We start from the raw sequence: 22889 nt of genomic DNA, 5'->3' as shown, positions 1-22889 counted from the left end.
TCGATTCATTATCGATTTAGCTTTACGCTGCAACCATTATGGTAACTCACATCTTTGGACTTGTTCCTGTCTGCTAGCGCTCGTTTTAATGCTGCCATTGTTGTCATGGCAGCGTTTATATTAAATGGGTTTCGAGGTAAAAACTCACTGGGTCAGTTACCCAAAAGCATGGCTCGTCTGCCGATAATAATTGTTCAAAAACACAGCCCAATTATGAGCTGTGGTATAATTTACCATTATAAAGCTGAAACATTGCTACTATTACATTATCATCGCCCATTTATCTTTTATACATTAAGACTCTTTTATGTCCAAAATTTCATTTGATGCCCAAACCATTTCTAACAGTTTACGTACTGCCAAGCACCAGCCGCGTAAGCGCTTTGGTCAAAACTTCTTACATGATACCAGCGTCATTCGCGAAATCGTTGAAAGTATTCGTCTAGAGCGCGATGACAATTTGATTGAGATTGGGCCTGGTATGGGCGCATTGACCGAGCCGTTGTTAGCAGAAGTAGATGCAATGACAGTCGTAGAGTTGGATCGCGATTTGGCTGATAGCTTACGTATTCGTATTGGTGCCAATAGTCATCCAAACTTTGAGATTATCAAAGACAACGCCATGCATGTTGATTATCGTGATCTGTATAGCGAAGCGCGCGGCAAACTGCGCGTGGTGGGTAACTTACCATATAATATTTCAACGCCTATCTTATTTCATCTGCTTAGTTATGCGGATGTGATCCAAGACATGCACTTTATGCTACAAAAAGAAGTGGTTGAGCGTATCACGGCTGATGTTGGTAGCAAAACTTATGGTCGTCTGTCTGTCATTATGCAGTATTACTGTGATACAGATTATTTGCTGACTGTGCCTCGCGGGGCTTTTAATCCTCCGCCAAAAGTCACCAGTGCTGTTTTTCGACTGACACCGCATATCGATAAACCGATAGTAGCAGAAGATGAAGAGTATTTTGCCATTGTCGTACGTGAGACCTTTAACCATCGTCGCAAGACGCTACGTGCTATCTTCAAAAAATCAACCTTGCTGCCGACGCTGAGTGAGGATGATTTCGCTGCTTGCGGTATCGATCCGCAAGCACGTCCTGAAACCTTAAGCGTTACAGATTTTGTCAACCTAAGCAATCAGGCTCGTCATATAGACGTTTAATGTAAATAATTACCAATTACTATTATATAAAAATCATAGAGGTATTATGAGTTTTCGCCATCAGTATGTCATTGGTGACCTACAAGGTTGCCACGCAGCTTATCTACAGTTACTAGAGACATTGGATTTTGATCCTAATCAAGACAAGTTATGGTTTGCTGGTGATTTGGTAGCGCGTGGTGAGGACTCATTAAGTACCTTACGCGACATCAAAGCATTGTGTGAGCAGGGCGCTGCAGCAACCGTATTAGGCAATCATGACATCAATTTAATTGCAGTCTGGCGCGGCGTTGCAAAACTCAAGAGCAAAGATAAAACAGCGCCAATTTTTGCAGCCGATGACTGTGATGAATTGCTTGAGTGGTTACGCAGGCAGCCGATATTAGCGTATCCGGATGAGCATACGGTGCTGGTACATGCAGGGATTCCACCACATTGGAGTATTGAGGCAGCAGCAGCATATGCCAAAGAGCTAGAATCACAGCTGCAAGGCAGTTTGGAGCAGCTTGATGAACTACTGCCAAATCTCTATAGCAAAAAAGCCGATAAATGGCACGCAGGCATTGAAGGCTTTACCAAAATGCGAGCGATTGCCAATTACTTTACTCGTATGCGCCTATGTCAGCAGGATGGCTTGCTTGAGTTTGACTTTACAGCAGGGCTAGATGAGCCTATGCCAACTGATTTTTTACCATGGTTTGAGTGGCAAGTACCGCGCACGCGTAAGATACTATTTGGTCATTGGGCCGCGCTACAAGGCGAGATTGATTTACCATATGCGCGTGCACTCGATGGTGGGTGTGTATGGGGCAACTGTCTGTTGGCATATCGTCTTAGTGACAGCAAGGTAATAGCTTCAAGTGCAGAGTGCCCGAGTTCATAACGTTGGCTATAAATACCTTTTATTAGTAAGGTATCTAACTGAGTCATTAAGGAATAACATCGTATCTGAATAATAAGACAGCTGCGGTTGACGCGACCAGTAGCCCAAGAAATATAAATAATAAGATATTATCTTGAGTTAATTTTTCTTCAAGCTCAGAGTAACCTAAATCATCAAAGGTAATGTAGTTCGTGTCATGACTGATGTTAGAGTAGTCGAACTTCCTCACACATTCGATAAAGTATTCAACAAACCAGTATGGCCAGTGTTCTGGTTTGAATGGTGAGATCTCTCCTAACTGAGCATGATCAGACAATCTATGCCAGTTACTGGCGCTTAAGTTAAGACTGTGCATACGCCAATCTTCAAAGCGGCACTGACTGACCTGTTCAACAGCAACGACATCTACTTTTCTGTGATTCCTATCTTTAAATATTCTTTGCATAAGAGAAAATACAACATCTTTTGCGCCTTCTAAGCATTGAAGAAAGCTTTTTTCATCATTGCATAGAAAACCTGCAATTTTATTATTTTGATTGTAGACATGCGAGTGTCTTTGGATATGCTCAAATACAGATCTATCGGTGGTATTAACTCTACTAACATAGATGAGTCTTACAAGGGAGGTTGATGCAACATCCTTCATAGATTCTTCCAGTTTGCTATGACTGGCTATATTCATTCTTGTCCTCTTTTAGTGATCTATCCCAATTTCTTATTGAGCCCGCTCCTCATTATTCTAGATGATTTTTGAATCCTAAGTTTGTTGAGCTGTGCGAGAGTTTTGCTTCTACGTCCATATTTTCAAGATTAAGGGGTAAAAGCTTTAGCTAAGTTATGTGGGTGCTTCAGGTCTGACATCAAATGATTTTAATCTCAATAATTCACCAAGCATAAAGCCGCTTAAGCGAGCCTTTTAGTCAGGCAGCTTTGGCGGTTTTTTAGGTTTTGGCAAAGGTGTTTTGGCATCGCCAGTAGACTTATCATCAGCATCCGTATGATCTGACTCGTGACCAACAGTGTCATTCATATCGATGGTATTGAGCGTTTTGGTGACTTTGTCATATTGGATATCGTCGGTATAAGGCGTGCTATTTAGTTCTTCATCTGCCAGACCATCATCAAGATTGACAACCTTCTTAAGCGAGTTGTGAGGTTGGGTGTGATCGCCCTGTGGTTGACTGTCATAGTATATGTCTGTACTCGCTTCCGCGTTTTGCGCTACTGCTTGCTTAGACTCGGGTAATATTCTGACATCAGACAATCGGCGTACCACATAATTGCTTGGTATGGCTTTTCCATTTTTTTGTGCTGAAGTGTCATCAAATATCATACGACCTTGACTATCGATGCGTGCATATTTCATTGGCTTGTCGCGTGGCCAGAAAAAGTCAGAAGGATGGCTAATGATGTGTCCAAACACTAGCTTTGTGAGGCGACTCCATTCAAAGAAACGTACTTCTTTTGAGCGTAAAGCAACAAATAATGCCAGCGAAAAACTGACTATCAAGTTGACCATACCAATAAGTGCGACACCCAATATAGAAATCAGAATGAGGCTCCAGCTGATGTCATCAGCAGATATATTGAACAATCCGTGTGCCAAGTTCGCTGAAGCAAAAGCAATATGACGAATATCAATCGGTAAGCCGAATATGTAGCCGATGGTTGCTGTACTACCTAAGAAAACCCCAAATAAAAAGTTACCCATGATAGCGCCCAAGTTCGCTTCTATGAAGCCGCCTAAACGCTTAAGCCATGATGCAGGCAGTATATGTTGTAGTAGTTTATGGCGTTGAATACGCGCACCTACTTTGTTATAGACCGCTAAGTTGTCGTAATAACCCGCGATCAAACCCGCTAAGAACAAATACACGCCAGCAATAGCAGCATGAGGAAGCGCTAATGAGTGAAACGGATCCAAGTCATGGAGTAGATGACCTGCTTTTTCGGTACCAATCATCGGTGCGCCTGTGTACTGTAACCAAGCAAAAGAGATGATAAGTGCAACGGGTATCGCTAACATAACGTTACCCATGATAGCGATGAACTGAGTACGTAAAATATCAACGACCAACTCTGATAGCTTATTTAACTGATGAGACTTCTTGCCAGAGCCTTCAGATATAGTAGAAGCAATAGCAGCAGCGGTCATCGCTGGCTGCTTGGTAGCGACAGTTCCGCGAATAACATGGATGAACACAAAGCCCAAGCCATAAATCATACTGTTAATAAATGCACGTCCCATCGGTGCGAGCGCCAATTGGTAAGCCAATATCTTTATGGTGGCCATAAAGGCAATGACAAAACCGCCAATGGAGGCTTTTTTGAGCATCTTTTGATAGCCAGACTTATCGGTGCTGATATAGTGCTCACCCACGCGACTGGCATTTTCAGTGACTTTACGTGACAGCAATTTTGTGTTGTTATCAATCAAGTGGCCAATGCTATAGCGACGATTGGCAGTCGTAATCAGTGTTTGTATCAGCTCAATGACGGCGCGATCTCTTTTTTGATGGTCATCTGTGACCAGCTCTGTCAAGATACGCACTCGCTGTAAACTCTGATCTAAGCGCAGCATCATATTGGTCAAGCGAATAGAAATACCTGTTTTGTAGATACGTTTGCGGATAGTAGCAACGATATCTTCACACTGCTCAATCATGACCAGCAATGGTGCGGGATCAACGGCTTGTTCAGGGGTAATGTCGGTTAAGGTATCAAGCTCATGCGCTTGTCTGTATTGATTTACAAAGAGCACCGCTTCTTGGTTTTGAGCAACAAAAGAAGCAGAGTAGTTGAGCATCTGCGGATAAGCGTCCATCAAATCAGGATGCAAGCCAAGACCGCTGATGCGATAAGATAAAATAATAATCGCGTTCAAGATGCTGTTTTTTGCCGTGGCAACCAAGTTTAGGTGTTTTTCTTCCACCCTTAGAAGCTGCACGAGTTCGTCCCATTTTTTTGTCTCAATATTGGCAAGCCAGCGCTCATCAGTGCGCTTATCAAACAAGTAACCAACCAGCTCAACCACTGAGTCATCTTGAGGGAGTATCGGCAAAAACCGATGCCCGACCAATCGTCTTAAGCTATTAAAGAATCCTTGATCCGACATAATACCTGTATCGGTATATAGCGCGATTTGACGATATTGGATAATTAATTTTAGGACGAAGCTAGAGAGCCCATCGCCGTATTCTGGGTGTTGATGCAGGATATCAATAAGGGATTGGATGTTTTCGTTAGCTAAAGCGGGTTCCTTGTCACTGACGCGTAACTCATCGATCAAGCGTTTGAGCATCGCCGGATCGGGCACATCACTTAGGGCTGTAATTTGTTGTAAAATGCGTTTTAATTCTGACACGTCGCACCCTTTATTGTGGTTGTTTCAATCGTTTTTATTATTTGCTACTGTGCATTGCATAGTAAGTCGTAATGATTTTTTAAAAACTTGGTAAATTTATCATTTCATTTGAGCGACACTTTGTCTTGCATCATTTTAATCGTAACCACGCATGGATAGTGAATTATTTTGTTAGCAGTTATTTTGACAAAAAAAGGACAGCAACCAGACGGCGTTTTTTGATAACGCCTGATAAAACCTGATAACCCCAAACCCTTTATTTACATTGACTTTAGTGCTAATATGTCATCTGTGATAACGTTAGAAATAATGTGAAAACGGCTACCAATTGGCTACCAAAGTGGCTACCAAAACACAGGTGATGAGACGATGACTAAAGCAGACCTATCAACCGATACCCAAGTCAAAAAAGCAATCAAAGACACTGCCAAGACTGAAAAAACGGTTAGTTATCCTATCGCTGGTTATAAAGGCTTAGAATTACGTGTCAGACCACGAAAAGACAGCCAAGACGCTACCGCAGACTTTAGACACCGTTACACCCACCCAATTACTGGCAAACGCCCTTACATGACGCTAGGACAATATCCAGCGTTAAGCCTTGCCGATGCCCGTCAATGTCACAATGACAATATGCAACTGTTAGCCAAAGATATAGACCCAATAGAGCATAGGGATAACCTAAAACAAAAAGACATAGCAGACCGCCAAAACACTTTAAATTACTTTATTAATGAATGGCTAGAAATTCAAAGCAGCAAGAGCTTATCCCAATCAACTATTAAGAGTAATAAAATTATTATCAAAGTCATTCAGCAAAAATTAGGGCATATGAAAGTAACAGATATTAGCCCTAGCATTGTTATCAAGTTTGTTAAGGACATACAAAAAAAACACTCATACAAAGGCTTAACGGTAAAAACCATATTAAAGAGCATTCTACAAATTGCTAAAGCTCATATGGTCATCGAATACAATCCAGCCAGCGACTTAGGCGGAACGCTCATTAAGCACAAAGTAAAGCACCGCCCATCATTAACACAGCCCAAAGAGTTTGCCGAACTGTTAAATGATATTGACCAACTAGACGATACAAGCCAGCTCTATAACAAAAGCATATTACAGCTACTATCCCTCACGTTTGCTCGTATTGGTGATGTTTGCGCTATGAGATGGGCAGATATTGACCTAAATGCTAAGCAATGGGTATTAGAGCCACAGAAAGGGCAGGGACGGGACGATATGGTGGACAGTGTGCTGATACCACTAGCACCGCAAGCAATAGCTGTATTAGAGAAAATGCAGCCATTAACAGGCGACTATGACTATGTGTTCTATAACTCTAGACGCAAAAAAGCGCAGTATCATCATGCCCAAGAAATTAATAAGCTATTGAACAGCCCAGATATGAATAATGGCAAAGGCTACAAGGACATTCACAGCCCCCACGGTTTTAGAGCCAGTGCAAAAACCATGCTGATGGAACGACTGGGCTATGATGAACTGATAACCGAAATACAATTAGGTCATGCAATGCTTAATAAGTATGGCAAAGCACATAGCCGTTTTGATTTTTCAGATGGTAGAACGCACATGATGAATGACTGGGCGACCTACCTAGACAATATAAAGGCTGGCAAGTTTGATAATGTTATTCATGCCAACTTCAAACAATCAGAAGAACAAAAGCTAGGCTGATGCTTAGCTGTAATGACTATGCAAGGCTAGGACTAATTACCCGAACGGCAGCAATTGCACCCTTATGCTGTCACTGCCTTGCACCTATTTTATTTAAGGGTGTGCGAGGGTGCAAAAATGAGTTACTTTTTTTCTGAAAAACCTAAAGGTTACGACACACATTTACGTTTCTCGACATTCTTAGAGATTTTACTTAATATTTCTGATGATTCTATTCACTCTTCTATAGGGTTCTTACAGTACAACCACTTTCAAGATAAGGTGAGCGCCTACTTCTTAGAAGAAATAAGTTATGAAGCCGTCGGTTTCAGCAACGGTAGCAAGGTTATATCAGACCTACTTCATGAAATAAAAGACAAACATCCTGGTGCCGAAAGGGTATCGAGGGACTTGCCGAAAAGTATTGTAGATAGACTAAGAAGCATTTACTTTGATCCTATCGAGCTTAATCAATTAGATTTCATTGCAAAAACTGGCTTTGATTTTACTGATAAAGTGGATGTTTCCATGGTTGCCCAGCATGACTTCATTATGGAGCAGCGACTTATTGAAGACAGGCTGTCTGATTTTGTCATCAAAGAAATGCTAGCTGATAAGATTAAACGGCCAATCAAAGTACCTATAGAAAATATCATAAACTTGGTTGAACACTTCAATCATAAATTCATAATCAAGAACAATCAGTTAGAGCTAGTCAATCACGATATGTTCAGGCCTGACTATTCTATCTTCAAGCCAGTTAAGCTAGATTCGGAAATAAACTTAGTCAGAAAAGATGAGTCAGAGCAAACAGACGAACAAGATCCGATTGCTATCAACAGCGATGCTCAAGCACAGATAGACAGCCTTACCCGTCAACTAAAACAAACTGAAAAAAGACTGGCTAATGCTACTGATCAGTTGGATGAAAATACCGCCACAAGCTATCAAACTACCATAGGCATGCTACTCGAGTTGATGACCGCCCCGAAAGGGATGGATAACAAAGCACCTTTTTCTAGTGAAGCTGTCATTATTGGAATGGCTACAGAAGAATCTATATTTAAACAAGGTAAGACATCATTACAAAAGCGCTTTAAGGCTGCAAAAGATGCGCTAGCCGATGAAAGAAAAAAGCCGCATAACCTTAAGAAATAGCCCGTGGTCTAACTAGGGTACAACTTTATCCATTTAGGATGAGTTTGTTCTAACTATTAAACATACTGGACCGGCTCAATAGTTATGAGGTAATGACCTAATTAATTTTACATTAGTTTTTTTTGGGGTTTTGTATGATTGACTTAAATATAGAAGTACAGGAATTGCTTACGGCTTGGGGCAATTGGGCGCTATCAGAAGGCAACGGTTTAGGGTATTCAAGTCCAATGGCGAGAATGATACGTGAGCAAGTTGTAGAAAGAAGTAAAGCGCGTACCGCTATGTTTCTCACTGATGATGAAGCTCTAAAAGTAGAAAGACTAGTAACCATTCTATGCGAATGTAAACCCTTAGAAGGCAAGATTTTAAAGCTAAAATATATTGACCGTATGAGTGCCAATGGCATAGCAGAGCATTACTTAACGCCGCTCAAGTATGGTAAGGACGGCGTTAGCAAAGTAAGCTCGCATACCGCTGTACAGCATATAGCACGTGCTGAAGGATTTATCGCAGGTTTGATAGTTGGCCAAACACGGTTAAACCACTGACACTACACTGCCAATAATAAAGCGGCCATACTTTAATAAGTGTGGCTTTTTTAATGCCAAATGAATAACTAGGCATAAATTTGCATCCCAATTAGGGCATAGCTTCACCCTAGTTAGGATGCCCATAATACAGGCTTGAGCCATACTGATAACCTCAATCAACGTTAGTTTCAATCTGAAAACTTGAGCTAACAATATTAAGAGAGGTAGATTTCAATGCAACTCGCACAAAGTTATTTACAAGGCATGAGCAGTCGGTTTGATGGTGTGCTTGAGGCATACGGTCAAGGGCAGCAACTACGCCAAAATAGAGACACGCTGCAAGCCCAACAAGCCGAACAAGCGCGTAAAATTCAAGCACAGCAAGAGCTTGGACAGTTAGACTGGAACGACCAAAGCGCGATCAGTCGTGTTGTCGCTCAATATCCTGAATACACGAAGGGTGCAAAGGAATATTACGATGCGCTTGAGCAAAAAGAGCAGCAGTCCATGTTGTTTGATATGAGTACAAGTATATCAGCACTTGGTAGTGATAGGCCTGATTTAGCGGTTCAGAAAATGCGTGATAAGGCAGCCGCCTACAATGATATGGGGTTGCCTGATAAGGCAGAAGAATACTCAATGATGGCTGAATGGATGGCAACAGACCCACAAGCGGCTAGAAAAGCACTATTGATGAATTACTCGTTGTTAGCAGGTAAAGATGCAGGTGCAGCCTACGATTCTTACTCAGGCGCTGGTATTGCAGAAGAGGCAGCGCCAATCGATAGAGCTAAAACGCAAGCCGAGATAGATGAGTTAACAACATTAACGCCAGTCAAAAAAGACGAGATTGAGTCTAAAACAGCAGGTAATTATGCGACAGCCAAAAAAGACTTGGCGACAGCAGGTGAAACCACAGCCTTAATCCCTTATAAGCAAGCTGTGTTGACCTCCGAGGCATCAAACAACACGGCTGGTGCAACGCTAAAAACCACGCAAGCAACCGATATACCTATTGCTCGTGCAGACGCTCAAGCACAACAGGCGGTCACTAATCAGTTAGCGCAGCTTAAATTACAGTTGCAAAGCGAGGCAAATCAAGTGACTAGAGATAGGCTTGGTGTTCAGATTAAAAACCTTGAGTTTAAACAAGCTCAGTATGCGGCTGGATTGACCACTAAGCAGATTGAGAAAAACATCAAGAACCAAGAGCGTTTGGCGCAATATGAAAGTCAAAAAGAGGGTTTGGCGCAATCTCGAGCAACTATCACTCGTCTGCTGAACAATAAAGGCGCCATGTATGGGCTATTTGGTGGTGGCGCGGTTGGCCCAATAGCGGGCAAGGTACCGTCAGTTAGAGCTGCTATAGTAGAGTTCAGATAAAACCGATACAATACATAAAAACCAATCAACTATTCAGATAAACCATGACTTACTCAATAGACTATCGTAAACAAGTACTGTCTAGCATCGATAATGGTCTGACTGTTAGAGAAGCTGCTGCTTTTTACGAGCTTAGCACCAGTACCATACATAGCTGGAGACAGACTTTAGAGCCTAAGAAAGGTCGAGATAAAGCGCCGACTAGAATACCTGATGACGTTTTGCTGAACGATGTCAAAGCGTATCCTGATGACTATCAGTATGAACGTGCCCGACGATTAAACTGTAGCAAAACAGGCATTCATCATGCCTTAAAACGATTAAATATCAGTCAAAAAAAAGACACTAGAACATCCAAAAGCCTGTCCGATAAAAAGAGCTAATTACCTCAATCATTTGGATGATTATATGACTCAAGGCTATCCTATTGTTTATATGGATGAAAGTGGCTTTGAGGCTGAGACTATAAGACCTTATGGCTATGCACCGATAGGTAAACCTTGTATCGATCGCTATAATTGGCAAGGTAAAAAACGTACCAACGTCATTGGTGCCCTGTACGGAAAAGCATTATTTGCACTTGATTACTTCGAGAAAAATATCAATGGAGATATATTCTATAACTGGTGCAAGCACTCGCTAATACCTAGTCTTGAGACCAAATGCGTGATTGTGATGGATAATGCAAGCTTTCATAAACGAGTACGACGACTGCTTAATAGGCATGGCCATCGCCTTTTATTTCTACCGCCCTATAGTCCTGATCTAAATCCCATCGAGAAAAAATGGGCACAAGCAAAGTTTCTACGCCAAGGATGGATGGAGAATAATTTACCTAAACTTTTTCATGATATGGGCTGTATCGATTTTATATTAAACTGACTATAGACATAACCGAAGCAGACGACAACGAAGTGATCTTAATGTCTGCCTTTGAGTTATCAGATATTGCTTGTGATCTTGAAAGCGCAGCGGTTGTTATAAGTGACATTGGCAAACTATTAGCACTCATTCACTATGAGAAAATAAAACCTGATGTTGCTATATCAATGGCACGCTTAACGCATGACACCACTGTAGCGTGGGACGACTTATTACAAAGACAGGTAAAATCAATCAAAGAAACCCTAGCAATGACTCGTTACGGCAAGGAGGGCAGCCAATGAAAACATACCCACCAAAGCAAAGCCGTAAGCACGCCAAGCGCAAAAGCTACTACAAAAAGTACAGAGCCACGCGTAAGCCGAACCAGTCACAAGCAAGGGGGAACAGATGACCACCACACCAACAAACACCCATGAAAAAGCCCATGCGGACAACATGGGCGCTCATACTCTCTTACAAGATTGCAAGCCAGCTACAGAGGAACAACTGGCAAACGATCCATTCTTAATGAAAACTTACAGCATGGTAGAACCTGAACGGCTGCTATTTTCTACAGACAACACCACTATATATTATGGTGAACAAATTGGCAAAACCGAAGCGACAGCCAACACGATAGCACTAGCATTGACCGATAAACAAGGCGATATAGTGGGCGCAGTATTCTACACGCCAAACAGCAAAGCAAAACCTATTGTCATTGATCCTACAGGGTATGGCGCTATCGTCATTGGTGAGCCAAACAAAGCCAGTGAGGTGATAGCCTTTAATGATGCTGATAGCGCTATTGATGTTTACAGCTACCTGATGGGCAGCGATAAAACAATCATTGTTAGCCCTCACAAGACAAAGCAATGCCTTAAAAAGATGGTGCAGCACTGGAGCAGCGGATCACAAGTAACTGTACCTATGACGCTTGATGATAAAGGCTTAATCAACCTATTGGCAGGTGTAAAGGCGCAAGCATTGGTTACTGTGGCTCATATCGTCACTATGCTACAAAATGACAGCTACGAAGCGATACTAGCAGACAGTGACACCCAGCTTATCAATTTACAAGATACTGCCTACTATCCTGAATGGCGCGATGATCCCCAGCTGAATGAACCAATGATCTATAGTGATGGGCGTTTTGAGCTCTACCACGATGGGTTATTTTTCGTGAAGTATAACGATGACGACCCAGCAAACATTACTTTCAAGTTTAAGGCGTTTGTTTGTTCACCGATTGAGGTTATCGCTAAGACACGGGACACAAGTAGCGGTACATGGGGGCGGTTATTACAGTGGCGCGATGATGACAGCGTATTGCATACGTGGTCAATGCCGTTATCACTACTGCAAGGTGATGCAAGGGAATACCGCAAAGAGCTTGCCAGTCAAGGATTGAACATTACCACCAACCCCAAACAGCGCAGCTACTTAGACACCTATATTCAAAACTACCCTATTCACAAACGGGCGTTATGCGTGGATAAGCTGGGCTGGCACGATAAGCAATATATATTACCTGACAGGGCAATAGGCAGCGATGGTAAGCAGCTTATTGTCTATCAGTCTGCAAACAGTATTAACAGCACCCTAACCCAGCAAGGCACATTAGATCAATGGCGCGATAAGCTGTGCAAACCACTAGCAGAACAAAGCCGTTTTGTTTTCTCTATTGCTTGCGCGTTCGCAGGTCAATTACTCGAGCTATTAGAATATGACGGGGGCGGTTTTCACCTGTTAGGATCATCGAGCATGGGCAAGTCCCTATCGCTTAAAGTAGCGTCTAGTGTATGGGGCAACCCTGACAGGTACGTTAAGACATGGCGCAGCACTGACAATGCCCTAGAAGGCACAGCAAGCGAGCACAATGACAGTTTTCTGCCACTTGATGAGATCAGCGAATGTGATCCCAAAATAGTAGGTAAAACCGTTTATATGCTGGCTAATGGTCAAGGTAAAGGACGAAGCACCACTACTGGACACAATCGCATAGCCAAAACATGGCGCATTATCTTTTTGTCCAATGGTGAGGAGTCGCTACAAAACTTCATGGCGCAAGCAGGACAAAAAACCAATGCAGGTATTGAGGTTCGAGTCGCACATATAGACGCTGACGCTGGTAAAGGCTTAAAAACCTTTGATAGTTTGGTACTGGCAGACACAAGCGAAGCACAAGCCGATAGGATCAAAGAGCTATCACACGCTTACTATGGATCAGCTGGCATTGCATGGCTAGAACATATCACCAGTGACAAAGCAGCGACCACCGCCAACGCTGGGCAGCTTGTAAGTAGCTTCATGAGTCAGTACAGCGACCTGACAGCACAAGCGCATAGAGTGGCTAAACGGTTCGCTATCGTAAGCGCAGCTGGAGAGATGGCAACACAGGCAGGTATAACAGGCTGGCAAGCAGGACAAGCAACGACAGCCGTTATGACATGCTTAGATAATTGGCTTGATAACTATGGGCGTGATGGTGAGCATGAGCAGCGCCAAATCATAGAGCATATCAAGGCATTTATTGAACAGCATGGATCAAGTCGTTTTCAGCCGTGCCACATTCACACATACCAAGACTTTGAACCCAAGATAACCAACCGCGCTGGCTATCACAATTACGACACAGGGGAATATTATTTCTCTACCAGTACCTTTGATGAAGTCTGTTCACCATTTAACAAAAGCAAAGTCTTACAAGTGTTAGATGAAGCAGGATTATTGAATGTGACTGAAAGTGACCGTAAAACGTGTAGAGTGCCTTTACCATTCAAAAAGAACCGCCAGCGTGTTTATGCGGTCAAAGGTGAGATATTAAGTTGTGAAACTACAAAAAGCACTGGGACAGCTGAAAGCCAGTAAGTACGCGCGCTGTCCCTTTGTCCCAAGTGTCCCAAGCAAAAAAGTAGATGCAGACAAAATAATCTAAGGTGGGCGTTTATCGTCTGCCTTTTTTTATGGATCAACAATAAACAACACAGCAAGCACAGTCATAGCTTGTTATATATTATCCAAAAGTTTACAATAAATTATAAGTTTACTAATAATCTAACCCTATGATTAATATTGACCAAACAGAACAGTTTGAACGTTGGTTGCATAAGCTCAAAGACCCGTTAGGCAAAGTTGGCATATTGGCACGTATCAAGCGAGCGCAAGGCGGTAACTTTGGTGACCATAAACCATTAGCCAATACAAACGGTATCTATGAGATGCGAATATTCAAAGGTAATGGTTACCGTGTCTATTATGCCCAGCAAGGCGATACACTCTATCTATTGTTGATAGGTGGCAGTAAAGACAGCCAAACAAACGATATTTCTAAGGCTTGCACCTTATGGCAGCAAGTTAAGGATCAAGAAAAGGAACACCCCAATGACTAATATTAAAACTAGCCGATTTGATGTAGCGGAATACCTAACAGATGAAACCCTTATCAATGCTTACTTGAACGAAGTATTGAGTGATGGCGCACCTAGTGAGTTTATAGAAGCATTAAATGATGTAGCAAAAGCAAAGGGCATGAACGAGCTGGCAGCAAAGACAGGCATAAGACGCGAAAGCCTTTACAAGACATTGCGATCAGAGAAGCCACGTTTTGACACTATGCTAAAGATTATTGATGGTATGGGCTTGCAAGTGACATTGACCCCTAAAGCCAACCATGAGCCACTGGCAGAAGCGTAAACGGCAATAAAACGGCAAGGGCGCGATTAAGACAAGGGGGCAGGCGTTTATCGTCTGCCTTTTTTTATGGGTCATAATTATAGACAGGGCATAGACAAATCAGTAAGGCGCAGTAGCGTGCAGGCAGGTGCAAGCCCTTACGATTAATGATTGCAGCCACTTGCAACCAGTGGCAGCTACTCGATGCCGTCAAGAATAATGTTTATCGTGAGATCAGTTTGAGCACTGGCAGCATGTTAATAAATGTTAAGGTTTAAAACCTTTATGGAGAAGATCACCACACAGCCAAACAGCGCAATTACTTTTACCACGTTTTACCGATCACCAGCCCCCAATGGGATAAGCGTTAGCCCAAAGCATTACAATCATTAGCCTACAGCTTATAGATGCCACCAAAACAGGATAGAGCCGTCAAAAATTAGATAGGTGCAGTTTTGCGCGTATTGAGCGTGGTTTAAGTTAACTATTTAGTTACGAACTGCCAAAAAGTGAATGGAGCGCAAACTCTTACCAATCATGGGCTATAAGGCAATTTTAGGGCTAAATTATCAAGGGGCTGTAACGGGTTATAGATGCGCTCAATTTTGAGCTTATTTTATGGTAGCGTGTGAGTTTTCGGACACGTTGGGCGATCACTGCCAAGCCCTTTTTATAGTGTAAAGAACCCTAAGGTTTCCCCTAGGTTTTTGGACATCGTAAAACCTGACAAAACCCAACATTCAAAATAAAAATACGAAGTAGTGAACCTGTCAAAACCTTACATTCAAAATCAATTTGCACCGCCTTGCATGTTGTCATTTGTTAACATTGGCAGACAGTACCGACTTAATAAAACTTAACATTGATAACCTGAGAAAACCTGAACCCTCACACAGTAGAACCTCATAAAACCTCACATTGAGACGTTAGAAAACCACATATCGCAAACCTTATAAAACCTTACATTCAAAACCAAATCACACACCGCTATAAGCTGGAATAGATGCCCCTTGTGTTGGGGTTATCTAGTTTTCGGAGTCCATAAAAGGGGCAATTTTCGGACATCGTAAGCAGGGTTAAAAATGAGTTGTTGGACACGTTAGGGGGAGTTTATGGAACAGTACGCGCACGCGCGAGGCGATCACTAATGACGGGGTTTTCATACATGATAAAAAGGAGTTTTTGGAGTCCATAAAAAGAGCGACTTTTGCGAACAGTACGCACACGGGTGCAGCTTATGCCAACGCTGGCTAGTTTTCGGACATCTTAGAGGGCAGCTAAGATAATACTTGGAGTCCATAAAAGCGATAGTTTTTCGGACTACTATAAAAAGACTGGGGACTTTTGCGAGTCCATAAAAGGGGAATTTCTGCACAGGTATCGAGGGGGGCGCTATTTTGGTTATTAAGCACATCGACAGAGGACACCGCCACCATTCACACGCACAAAATAAAAACCATTTCAAAAAGAGGTTAAAGCGACTTTTGCGACAAGTATTGTAGGCGCATGACTTACAGCGATTGATAGTAGGTTAAAGGTAATTTGCGGACAAGTGAACGCCTTTTTTATAATGCTCAAAAACCTAGTGAGCAGATGCACCAATAAATAACCCCCATTGGTGGTAATTAGCAAACGCACACAAAACGCACGCATTTAAGTGCCATTAGCGAGCGCGTGCAGTCATCAGCAATTCAACCCCATGCAAACAAAAAGCAACCCCTAAACTTTTAATTACGCGGACACATAAAAATGACTTAGGCAGCGGTCACCGCTTGCGAATTCCTGAACAATTACACCGCCCTATGGCTACCAATAGCCAAAAAATAAAGCTAGTGGCTACCAAAACGGCTACCAAATATATAAGAGTCTATATAATTCCTTTTAAAAACAATATCTTAGGTATAAAAAAAGACAGCAACCAGACTGTCCTTTTTATTAGCATTTTATAAGATTATTACAATGAGCATTTAGCTAGCAGGCACATCAAAATAGTCAAGATCAAAGTTCATCATCGGGTCACTACCAGCTTTGACCATCTGTGCATGAGCATCGATACGTGGCAAGATACGGCCAACGAAGTAATCTGCAAGCTTGGCTTTATTGGTATAAAAATCGCCTTCTTTACCATCAGCGGCTTCTACCATCAGCGCAAACATGTAGGAGTAGGCGAGGTAGCCAAAGGCATGCATATAATCAACTGCACAGCCATTCACTTCGTTCTTGCGTTCGCCAATATTGTTCAGCACCGTTGTGGTGAGCTCTTCAATCGTATCGGCTGCATCTAAAGTAGCTTGTTTGATACCATGATCCGCTTGCATGTTGTTGACGAAATCACGAATCTCACCCAAGAAATGCGTAACATATTTGCCGTTATTTTTTGCCACTTTACGGCCTAACAGATCAAGTGCCTGAATACCGTTGGTACCTTCATAAATCTGAGCAATACGCGTATCACGAACGATTTGCTCCATACCCCATTCGCGGATATAGCCATGACCACCGAAGACTTGCTGGCAATCAACCGTTGCTTCTAGCGCTTTGTCAGTCAAGAATGCTTTAGCCACTGGCGTCAGTAGGGCAACACGAGCAGCGGCGGCTTTTGCTGAATCAGGATCGGTACTAAATTTTTCTTCGTCTAGGTTTTTGGCGACATACATTGCAAAGCAACGTGAGGCTTCGGTATTGGCTTTGGCGTTCAATAGCATGCGACGGACATCTGCATGGTGGATGATGGCATCCGCAGGTTTTTCTGGGCTTTGTAATTGCGTATCGCTGCGGCCTTGACCACGGTCGTTGGCGTATAAAGCCGCGTTCTGATAAGCAAGCTCAGAACCACCAAGGCCTTGTAAGCCCATGGTGACACGCTCATAGTTCATCATGATGAACATTGATGATAGGCCAGTGTTTTCCTCGCCAACCATCCAGCCTTTAGCATTGTCAAAGTTCATTACGCAAGTGGCAGACGCTTTGATGCCCATTTTGTGCTCGATAGAGCCAACGGCTAATGTATTGCGCTCGCCCAAGCTACCATCTGCATTGACCAAGAATTTTGGTACAACAAACAGTGAGATGCCTTTTGAGCCTTCTGGTGCATTGGGTGTTTTTGCCAATACTAAATGAATGATATTGTCTGTGAGATCGTGCTCACCACCAGTAATAAAGATTTTGGTACCAGAGATATCATAGCTGCCATCATCGTTAGGCACGGCTTTGGTTTTGATGATACCCAAATCAGTACCCGCATGTGGCTCTGTCAAGCACATAGTACCAGACCATTCACCGCTGTACATTTTTTCCAAATAAGTCTGCTTTTGTTCTTCAGAGGCAGCGGCATTCAGACACAGCGTTGCACCGACGGTTAGGTTAGGGTATAGGGCAAACGATTGGTTGGCCGTAAAAACCATCTCTTCGGTGAGCATGGTAACCATTTTTGGGAAGCCTTGACCGCCGTATTCAGCGTTACCGCTTAAGCCAACCCAGCCTGATTCAGCATACTGTTTGTACGCGTCTTTAAAGCCTGTTGGTGTGGTGACAACACCGTCACCCTGAAAGGTTGCGCCTTCTTCGTCGCCGCTGCGGTTGATAGGTAGTAAGATATTTTTTGAAAGTTTTGCCATTTCTTCCAAAATCATATCAACGGTTTCCATGTCGACATGAGCTAAGTTTTCGTTATTTTGCCAAAATTGTGGCGCTTTAAATACATCATTTAACATAAAACGCATGTCATTAAGAGGGGCGTTATAAACAGCCATAAACATTCCTTTGGTTTAAATAGATAAAATTGGAGTTGTTAAGATTATCAACTGTTCTCTTGATGTAACCTTAGCGATTCATATTCAAAGTTTAACAAATAAGCTTGTGCGCGGGTGTATTTCTTCGTGAATTGTGCGTGCACCAAAAGTTAGCAGCTGCTATTGCAGTGATTAAAGGAATTTTAAAACTTGTAGCTATCTATAAAGAGATACTAATATATAAATGGATATAAATATACCCATAAAGCAAATCGGCAACACACCGAAGTATGTTGCCGATAAAAATACAGTATAAAGAGGTGTTTAACGTTTAATTAAAAAGCAAACTGATCAACATCCATGCTCATGTATGGCTCAACGCCTGTGCTGATACGCTGTACGTGCGTAGTAGTACGTGGCAATAGCTTAGCAAAGTAGAACTGAGCTGTTTTTACCTTGGCGTCATAGAATGCTTTTTCGCCAGTACCGTTTGCAATAGCAGTCTGAGCAACCAGTGCCATACGTGCCCATAAGTAAGCTAGGGTTACATAACCACTAAAGTACATATAATCGACCGCCGCGCCGCCTACTGCATCTGGATTTTCAGTAGCTTGCATACCAATACGTGCAGTCAAATCGCCCCATTCTTTAAGATGCTTGGCAAGTGGGCGAATGAACTGACCCATCTCGTCATTTTCTTTATTGTCTTCACAGAATTCTTGGATGACCTTTACAAAGTTAGCAAGTAGCTTACCTTCTGAGCCTAAAACTTTACGCCCTAGTAAGTCAAGTGCTTGAATCTCTGTGGTGCCTTCGTATAAGCATGAAATGCGCGTATCACGTACGTTTTGCTCCATACCCCATTCGCTAACAAAACCATGACCACCGTAAACCTGAACACCGTGATTAGCGGCTTCTAGACCTGTTTCAGTCAAGAACGCTTTAGCAATTGGTGTCAATAATGACAGCATTTGGTCAGCAAACTTTAACTCTTCGCCTTCGCCTTTTGCGACGGTATCTGCAAAGTGTGAGAGGTAATAAACCAATGCGCGACCGCCTTCAGCAAAGGCTTTTTCGGTTAATAGCATGTTGCGAACGGCTGGATGAACAATGATAGGATCAGCAGCTTTCTCTGGCGCTTTAGTACCTGATAGCGCGCGCATCGCTAAGCGATCTTTTGCGTAAGTCAATGAACCTTGGAACGCGTACTCTGCTGCAGTCAAACCTTGAACAGCAGTACCGATACGTGCCACATTCATAAAGGTGAACATGCACTGTAGGCCGCGATTTTCAGGTCCGATCAAATAACCAGTTGCGCCATCGAAGTTCATCACACAAGTTGCAGAGGCTTTGATACCCATTTTATGCTCGATAGAGCCGCAAGCGACATTGTTGCTTTCGCCTAGGCTGCCATCTTCATTGACTGTTATCTTAGGTACGATAAACAGTGAGATACCTTTTGTGCCAGCAGGTGCACCTGGTAGACGAGCCAATACAATATGAATAATATTGCTGGTTAAGTCATGCTCACCGGCAGAGATGAAAATCTTCTGACCAGTAATGCTATAGCTGCCATCTTCTTTAGGCTCAGCTTTGGTACGGATAATACCCAAGTCAGAACCAGCATGGGCTTCAGTAAGACACATAGTGCCCGACCATTCGCCAGTAACCATTTTTTCTAGGTAGGTTTGTTTTTGCTCGTCAGTACCATGATGCTCGATGGTCTGAATAGCACCATGTGATAGACCAGGGTACATAGAGAATGACCAGTTGGCGGTACCAACCATTTCATTAATGACAGTAGACAATGAAAACGGCATGTTTTGACCACCAAACGCTTCTTCAGCAGATAAAGCAGGGAAGCCAAGCTCACAATACGCGTCATAAGCTTCTTTAAAGCCTTTTGGCGTGGTGACCTTACCATTGTCAAACTTACAGCCTTCAGCATCACCACTTTGGTTCAGTGGTGACAGTTCGTTTTCAGCAAAGCTTGCAGCCATTTCAAATAGGCTGTCCATTAGCTCGCGGTCAGCTTCTTGGAACGCTGGTAATGTTTTGTAATGGCTTTCACTATCGAGTAGTTCATGCATAACGAATTGGATATCACGTAAGGGCGCTTTGTATTGCATAACTTCCTGTCCTTTTTGGAATGTAACCGATCATCGCCAATAATGAGCATATGGTCGCACTATCCTCTAGTGCGTTATTCTTACCTAGCCAGTCTGGAAATCTAAATAAATGATAAACAGTGAAGCAGGTCAACCATGCTATCGATTACATAAAATAGTGTTAAAAAGAATGGTGATTGTCAGAGTCGAAGAAAGATTAAATGTGCTCTAACAAATTCACTATAAAAGATAGGCTTTCATAGGCGATTATACAAGTTTGGTGACAGGACTGATAAGTCATGAACCTATCTTGCATCGGTTATACAATCAACGTTAGGCGCAGTTTTGATCGTTAATAACTCTATGAAAAAGCTAGTGATACAAGGCAGAATCTATCCCTTGAATTACTGGATATAAAATAAAAGGCAATATCAATCAATCAGACAAAGAAAAACCGCTTTTAGAGTAAATGTACCAATAAGCGGTCTTGTGATATTTAGCAAACGTGAGTATTTGATAGCCACCCAATGCATGAGTGTGTCAAGCCCAGCCATGATGGAAGGGCAAATATCAAGACATCTATGATTGGACAGTATACTGTTTGACCAGCATTTCAGTGGCAACATCAGCGGGCACAGGTTTACCAAACCAATAGCCTTGTCCATTTTTGCAACCCATGTCCAGCAACACATCGCGCTGCTGTTCAGTTTCTATACCTTCTGCCACTACATGCATGTCTAGAGCGTCTGCCAAGTCTAGAATGGCTTTTACAATGGCATGCTGAGTACGGTCTGTATCAATTTTTGAGATAAAGCTCTTATCAATTTTAATAAAATCAAAGGGGTATTCTTGTAGGTAACTCAAGGATGCATAGCCCGTACCAAAATCATCTAAGGCAAGACAGACGCCCAATTCTTTGAGGGCGTTGAGTTGTTTTCTGACATCATCATGACGCTGAATCAAAGAGGATTCGGTCACTTCGATATGCAACTGACACGCCGCAATATTGTGCTGTACCAATAGGCCGCTCACCATATCAAAAAATTCAGGATGACTAAATTCAGCAGCATCAGCATTGATACAGATATGCTGACAAAAACCTTGCTGTTGCCATTCAGATAACTGGTTAGCAATCTTGTTAGCCATCTGTGAAAACAGCTCAAACGAGAGCTTATGGGTCAAAATAGCATCGATAAAATGTTTTGGTTTTAGTAGACCGCGAGTAGGATGTTGCCAGCGAACTAGCGCTTCAAATCCCGTAATTATTCCAGTATCCAATAAGAATTTTGGTTGATAATACGGTATGAACTGTCCTTCAGCTGACGCTGCTCTAAGATCAGCTTCTAACTGTAGGCTACCTGAAGTGGCTTCCTCAATCGTTTTGTCATACCAACGGATATCATCGCCGCCGTGTTTTTTGACATACTGTAAGGATTTTTCTGCTTTGGTCAGTAAGCCTGTTACCTGAGCATCGTTTTTAGGAAAGTAACTGACGCCAACAGAGACATGGCAATAGATATGAGCATCCGTTGCCGCGTTCTCATTCATAGTGAAGGGTATCTCGCACATTTGCATGAGCGTATCTAGCTGATGACGCACCATATTGCCATCTTTGCATTCAAACAGTAATGCAAAATCATCACCACCAAAGTGAGAAAAGCAGCGTAAATTTTCTAGCTCGAGGGTTTTGACTCGCTCTACAAAGCTCTGTATCAATGAGTTAACGCCATCAGAACCCAACAAGCTTGCAAGATTACGATAGCGGTCAATATTTAAACGTACAAGGACAACTTCTTGATAGGTATCTAATAAAATATCACTGGCCTGACTCAAAAATACTTTGCGATTAGGCAATCCAGTGAGCTGATCGTAGTTGAGTAAATGTGCGACCTGCTTTTGATCTTTAACAACCGACGACATGTCACGTACCATGCCAACATGATAAACAGCTTGCTCGACACAAATCTTACGATAAGTCATATGGCAATCGATAGTCTCTCCATAGCGATTGACCATTGAAATATCAAATTCGTAAAAACCATGCTCGATCAAGTTTTTCTTAATGGCCTTTAAGATAAGCTGCTCTTCTTCTGACAAAAATTCAGCCGCGTAAATACCGAGTGGACGACCGACCAAAAATGACTCTTTATAGCCAATCATAAGCTCATAGCTGGCATTGACAGATAGATAGCGTAAATTACTGTCTAATACAAAAACAGCATCTTCGATCTGCTCACACAGTTGGGCCATGAGTTGCTGTTTAATCGATATTGGAATGGGGTCAAAGTTGCTCATAATAATGTCTCACAAAAAATAAAGGCTTATAAAAAAATAAGTGCTGTGAT

Annotated in this window: 17 protein-coding genes; 12 read left to right on the top strand and 5 right to left on the bottom strand. The window is 42.5% G+C overall.

Annotated elements, in window-relative coordinates; genetic code table 11:
• Window positions 1–307: 307 nt before the first annotated feature.
• Both rsmA and ACHUET_RS05910 read left to right on the top strand, forming a co-directional pair.
• Window positions 308–1171 carry a 16S rRNA (adenine(1518)-N(6)/adenine(1519)-N(6))-dimethyltransferase RsmA gene (gene rsmA / locus ACHUET_RS05915; RefSeq protein ID WP_394211437.1) on the top strand — a complete coding sequence of 288 codons (864 nt, stop codon included), beginning with the start codon at window positions 308–310 and terminating at the stop codon, window positions 1169–1171.
• Between the two features lie 46 nt (window positions 1172–1217).
• A complete protein-coding gene (locus ACHUET_RS05910) occupies window positions 1218–2054 on the top strand; it encodes a symmetrical bis(5'-nucleosyl)-tetraphosphatase (protein WP_394211435.1) in 837 nt (278 codons plus the stop codon).
• A 46-nt stretch (window positions 2055–2100) separates the two neighbouring features.
• Here the strand turns inward: ACHUET_RS05910 and ACHUET_RS05905 are convergent, their stop codons facing one another.
• The gene (locus ACHUET_RS05905) at window positions 2101–2736 is read right to left on the bottom strand and encodes a BLUF domain-containing protein (protein ID WP_394211433.1); all 636 of its coding nucleotides are present in this window, start codon (window positions 2734–2736) and stop codon (window positions 2101–2103) included.
• A 234-nt stretch (window positions 2737–2970) separates the two neighbouring features.
• A complete protein-coding gene (locus ACHUET_RS05900) occupies window positions 2971–5418 on the bottom strand; it encodes a site-specific recombinase (RefSeq protein ID WP_394211431.1) in 2448 nt (815 codons plus the stop codon).
• Between the two features lie 369 nt (window positions 5419–5787).
• Between ACHUET_RS05900 and ACHUET_RS05895 the strand changes: the two genes are divergently transcribed.
• The 10 genes from ACHUET_RS05895 to ACHUET_RS05850 all read left to right on the top strand — a co-directional run bounded on the left by ACHUET_RS05895 (window position 5788) and on the right by ACHUET_RS05850 (window position 14726).
• Window positions 5788–7116, top strand: coding sequence for a tyrosine-type recombinase/integrase (locus ACHUET_RS05895; RefSeq protein WP_394211429.1), 1329 nt, complete (start codon window positions 5788–5790; stop codon window positions 7114–7116).
• A gap of 117 nt (window positions 7117–7233) precedes the next feature.
• The gene (locus ACHUET_RS05890; protein ID WP_394211427.1) at window positions 7234–8253 is read left to right on the top strand and encodes a coiled-coil domain-containing protein; all 1020 of its coding nucleotides are present in this window, start codon (window positions 7234–7236) and stop codon (window positions 8251–8253) included.
• Between the two features lie 134 nt (window positions 8254–8387).
• The gene (locus ACHUET_RS05885) at window positions 8388–8801 is read left to right on the top strand and encodes an antiterminator Q family protein (protein WP_394211425.1); all 414 of its coding nucleotides are present in this window, start codon (window positions 8388–8390) and stop codon (window positions 8799–8801) included.
• Between the two features lie 216 nt (window positions 8802–9017).
• Window positions 9018–10166, top strand: coding sequence for a hypothetical protein (locus ACHUET_RS05880; RefSeq protein WP_394211423.1), 1149 nt, complete (start codon window positions 9018–9020; stop codon window positions 10164–10166).
• A gap of 44 nt (window positions 10167–10210) precedes the next feature.
• Window positions 10211–10549 carry an IS630 transposase-related protein gene (locus ACHUET_RS05875; protein WP_394211421.1) on the top strand — a complete coding sequence of 113 codons (339 nt, stop codon included), beginning with the start codon at window positions 10211–10213 and terminating at the stop codon, window positions 10547–10549.
• The gene (locus ACHUET_RS05870) at window positions 10491–11048 is read left to right on the top strand and encodes an IS630 family transposase (RefSeq protein ID WP_394211483.1); all 558 of its coding nucleotides are present in this window, start codon (window positions 10491–10493) and stop codon (window positions 11046–11048) included. The genes ACHUET_RS05875 and ACHUET_RS05870 overlap by 59 nt, the downstream gene beginning before the upstream one ends.
• Before the next feature lie 41 nt (window positions 11049–11089).
• Window positions 11090–11332 (top strand): hypothetical protein, encoded by a 243-nt coding sequence (locus ACHUET_RS05865; protein WP_394211419.1) that lies wholly within the window; start codon window positions 11090–11092, stop codon window positions 11330–11332.
• A 106-nt stretch (window positions 11333–11438) separates the two neighbouring features.
• The gene (locus ACHUET_RS05860; RefSeq protein WP_394211417.1) at window positions 11439–13901 is read left to right on the top strand and encodes a DUF927 domain-containing protein; all 2463 of its coding nucleotides are present in this window, start codon (window positions 11439–11441) and stop codon (window positions 13899–13901) included.
• Between the two features lie 194 nt (window positions 13902–14095).
• Entirely contained in the window at window positions 14096–14422 is a 327-nt protein-coding gene (locus ACHUET_RS05855) for a type II toxin-antitoxin system RelE/ParE family toxin (protein ID WP_201586097.1), read from the top strand.
• Window positions 14415–14726 carry an addiction module antidote protein gene (locus ACHUET_RS05850; RefSeq protein ID WP_394211416.1) on the top strand — a complete coding sequence of 104 codons (312 nt, stop codon included), beginning with the start codon at window positions 14415–14417 and terminating at the stop codon, window positions 14724–14726. The genes ACHUET_RS05855 and ACHUET_RS05850 overlap by 8 nt, the downstream gene beginning before the upstream one ends.
• 1946 nt (window positions 14727–16672) lie before the next feature.
• On the opposite strand, the gene ACHUET_RS05845 is transcribed toward ACHUET_RS05850, so the two are convergent.
• The 3 genes from ACHUET_RS05845 to ACHUET_RS05835 all read right to left on the bottom strand — a co-directional run bounded on the left by ACHUET_RS05845 (window position 16673) and on the right by ACHUET_RS05835 (window position 22839).
• The gene (locus ACHUET_RS05845; RefSeq protein WP_394211414.1) at window positions 16673–18457 is read right to left on the bottom strand and encodes an acyl-CoA dehydrogenase C-terminal domain-containing protein; all 1785 of its coding nucleotides are present in this window, start codon (window positions 18455–18457) and stop codon (window positions 16673–16675) included.
• A gap of 314 nt (window positions 18458–18771) precedes the next feature.
• Window positions 18772–20565 (bottom strand): acyl-CoA dehydrogenase C-terminal domain-containing protein, encoded by a 1794-nt coding sequence (locus ACHUET_RS05840; protein WP_394211412.1) that lies wholly within the window; start codon window positions 20563–20565, stop codon window positions 18772–18774.
• Window positions 20566–21123: 558 nt separating this feature from the next.
• A complete protein-coding gene (locus ACHUET_RS05835; RefSeq protein WP_394211411.1) occupies window positions 21124–22839 on the bottom strand; it encodes a sensor domain-containing protein in 1716 nt (571 codons plus the stop codon).
• Between the last annotated feature and the right edge of the window lie 50 nt (window positions 22840–22889).

The organism is Psychrobacter piscatorii (assembly GCF_043641605.1).
GTDB classification, from domain to species: domain Bacteria; phylum Pseudomonadota; class Gammaproteobacteria; order Pseudomonadales; family Moraxellaceae; genus Psychrobacter; species Psychrobacter piscatorii_C.
The sequence above is the reverse complement of the archived record's forward strand: the minus strand, read 5'-3'. Positions and strand labels throughout refer to the sequence as shown.

Bases quoted from the DNA above. Each gene is read 5' to 3' on its own strand.
- rsmA (WP_394211437.1), top strand. From the start codon at position 308: ATGTCCAAAATTTCATTTGATGCCCAAACCATTTCTAACAGTTTACGT.
- ACHUET_RS05910 (WP_394211435.1), top strand. From the start codon at position 1,218: ATGAGTTTTCGCCATCAGTATGTCATTGGTGACCTACAAGGTTGCCAC.
- ACHUET_RS05905 (WP_394211433.1), bottom strand. From the start codon at position 2,736: ATGAATATAGCCAGTCATAGCAAACTGGAAGAATCTATGAAGGATGTT.
- ACHUET_RS05895 (WP_394211429.1), top strand. From the start codon at position 5,788: ATGACTAAAGCAGACCTATCAACCGATACCCAAGTCAAAAAAGCAATC.
- ACHUET_RS05890 (WP_394211427.1), top strand. From the start codon at position 7,234: ATGAGTTACTTTTTTTCTGAAAAACCTAAAGGTTACGACACACATTTA.
- ACHUET_RS05885 (WP_394211425.1), top strand. From the start codon at position 8,388: ATGATTGACTTAAATATAGAAGTACAGGAATTGCTTACGGCTTGGGGC.
- ACHUET_RS05880 (WP_394211423.1), top strand. From the start codon at position 9,018: ATGCAACTCGCACAAAGTTATTTACAAGGCATGAGCAGTCGGTTTGAT.
- ACHUET_RS05875 (WP_394211421.1), top strand. From the start codon at position 10,211: ATGACTTACTCAATAGACTATCGTAAACAAGTACTGTCTAGCATCGAT.
- ACHUET_RS05865 (WP_394211419.1), top strand. From the start codon at position 11,090: ATGTCTGCCTTTGAGTTATCAGATATTGCTTGTGATCTTGAAAGCGCA.
- ACHUET_RS05860 (WP_394211417.1), top strand. From the start codon at position 11,439: ATGACCACCACACCAACAAACACCCATGAAAAAGCCCATGCGGACAAC.
- ACHUET_RS05855 (WP_201586097.1), top strand. From the start codon at position 14,096: ATGATTAATATTGACCAAACAGAACAGTTTGAACGTTGGTTGCATAAG.
- ACHUET_RS05850 (WP_394211416.1), top strand. From the start codon at position 14,415: ATGACTAATATTAAAACTAGCCGATTTGATGTAGCGGAATACCTAACA.
- ACHUET_RS05845 (WP_394211414.1), bottom strand. From the start codon at position 18,457: ATGGCTGTTTATAACGCCCCTCTTAATGACATGCGTTTTATGTTAAAT.
- ACHUET_RS05840 (WP_394211412.1), bottom strand. From the start codon at position 20,565: ATGCAATACAAAGCGCCCTTACGTGATATCCAATTCGTTATGCATGAA.
- ACHUET_RS05835 (WP_394211411.1), bottom strand. From the start codon at position 22,839: ATGAGCAACTTTGACCCCATTCCAATATCGATTAAACAGCAACTCATG.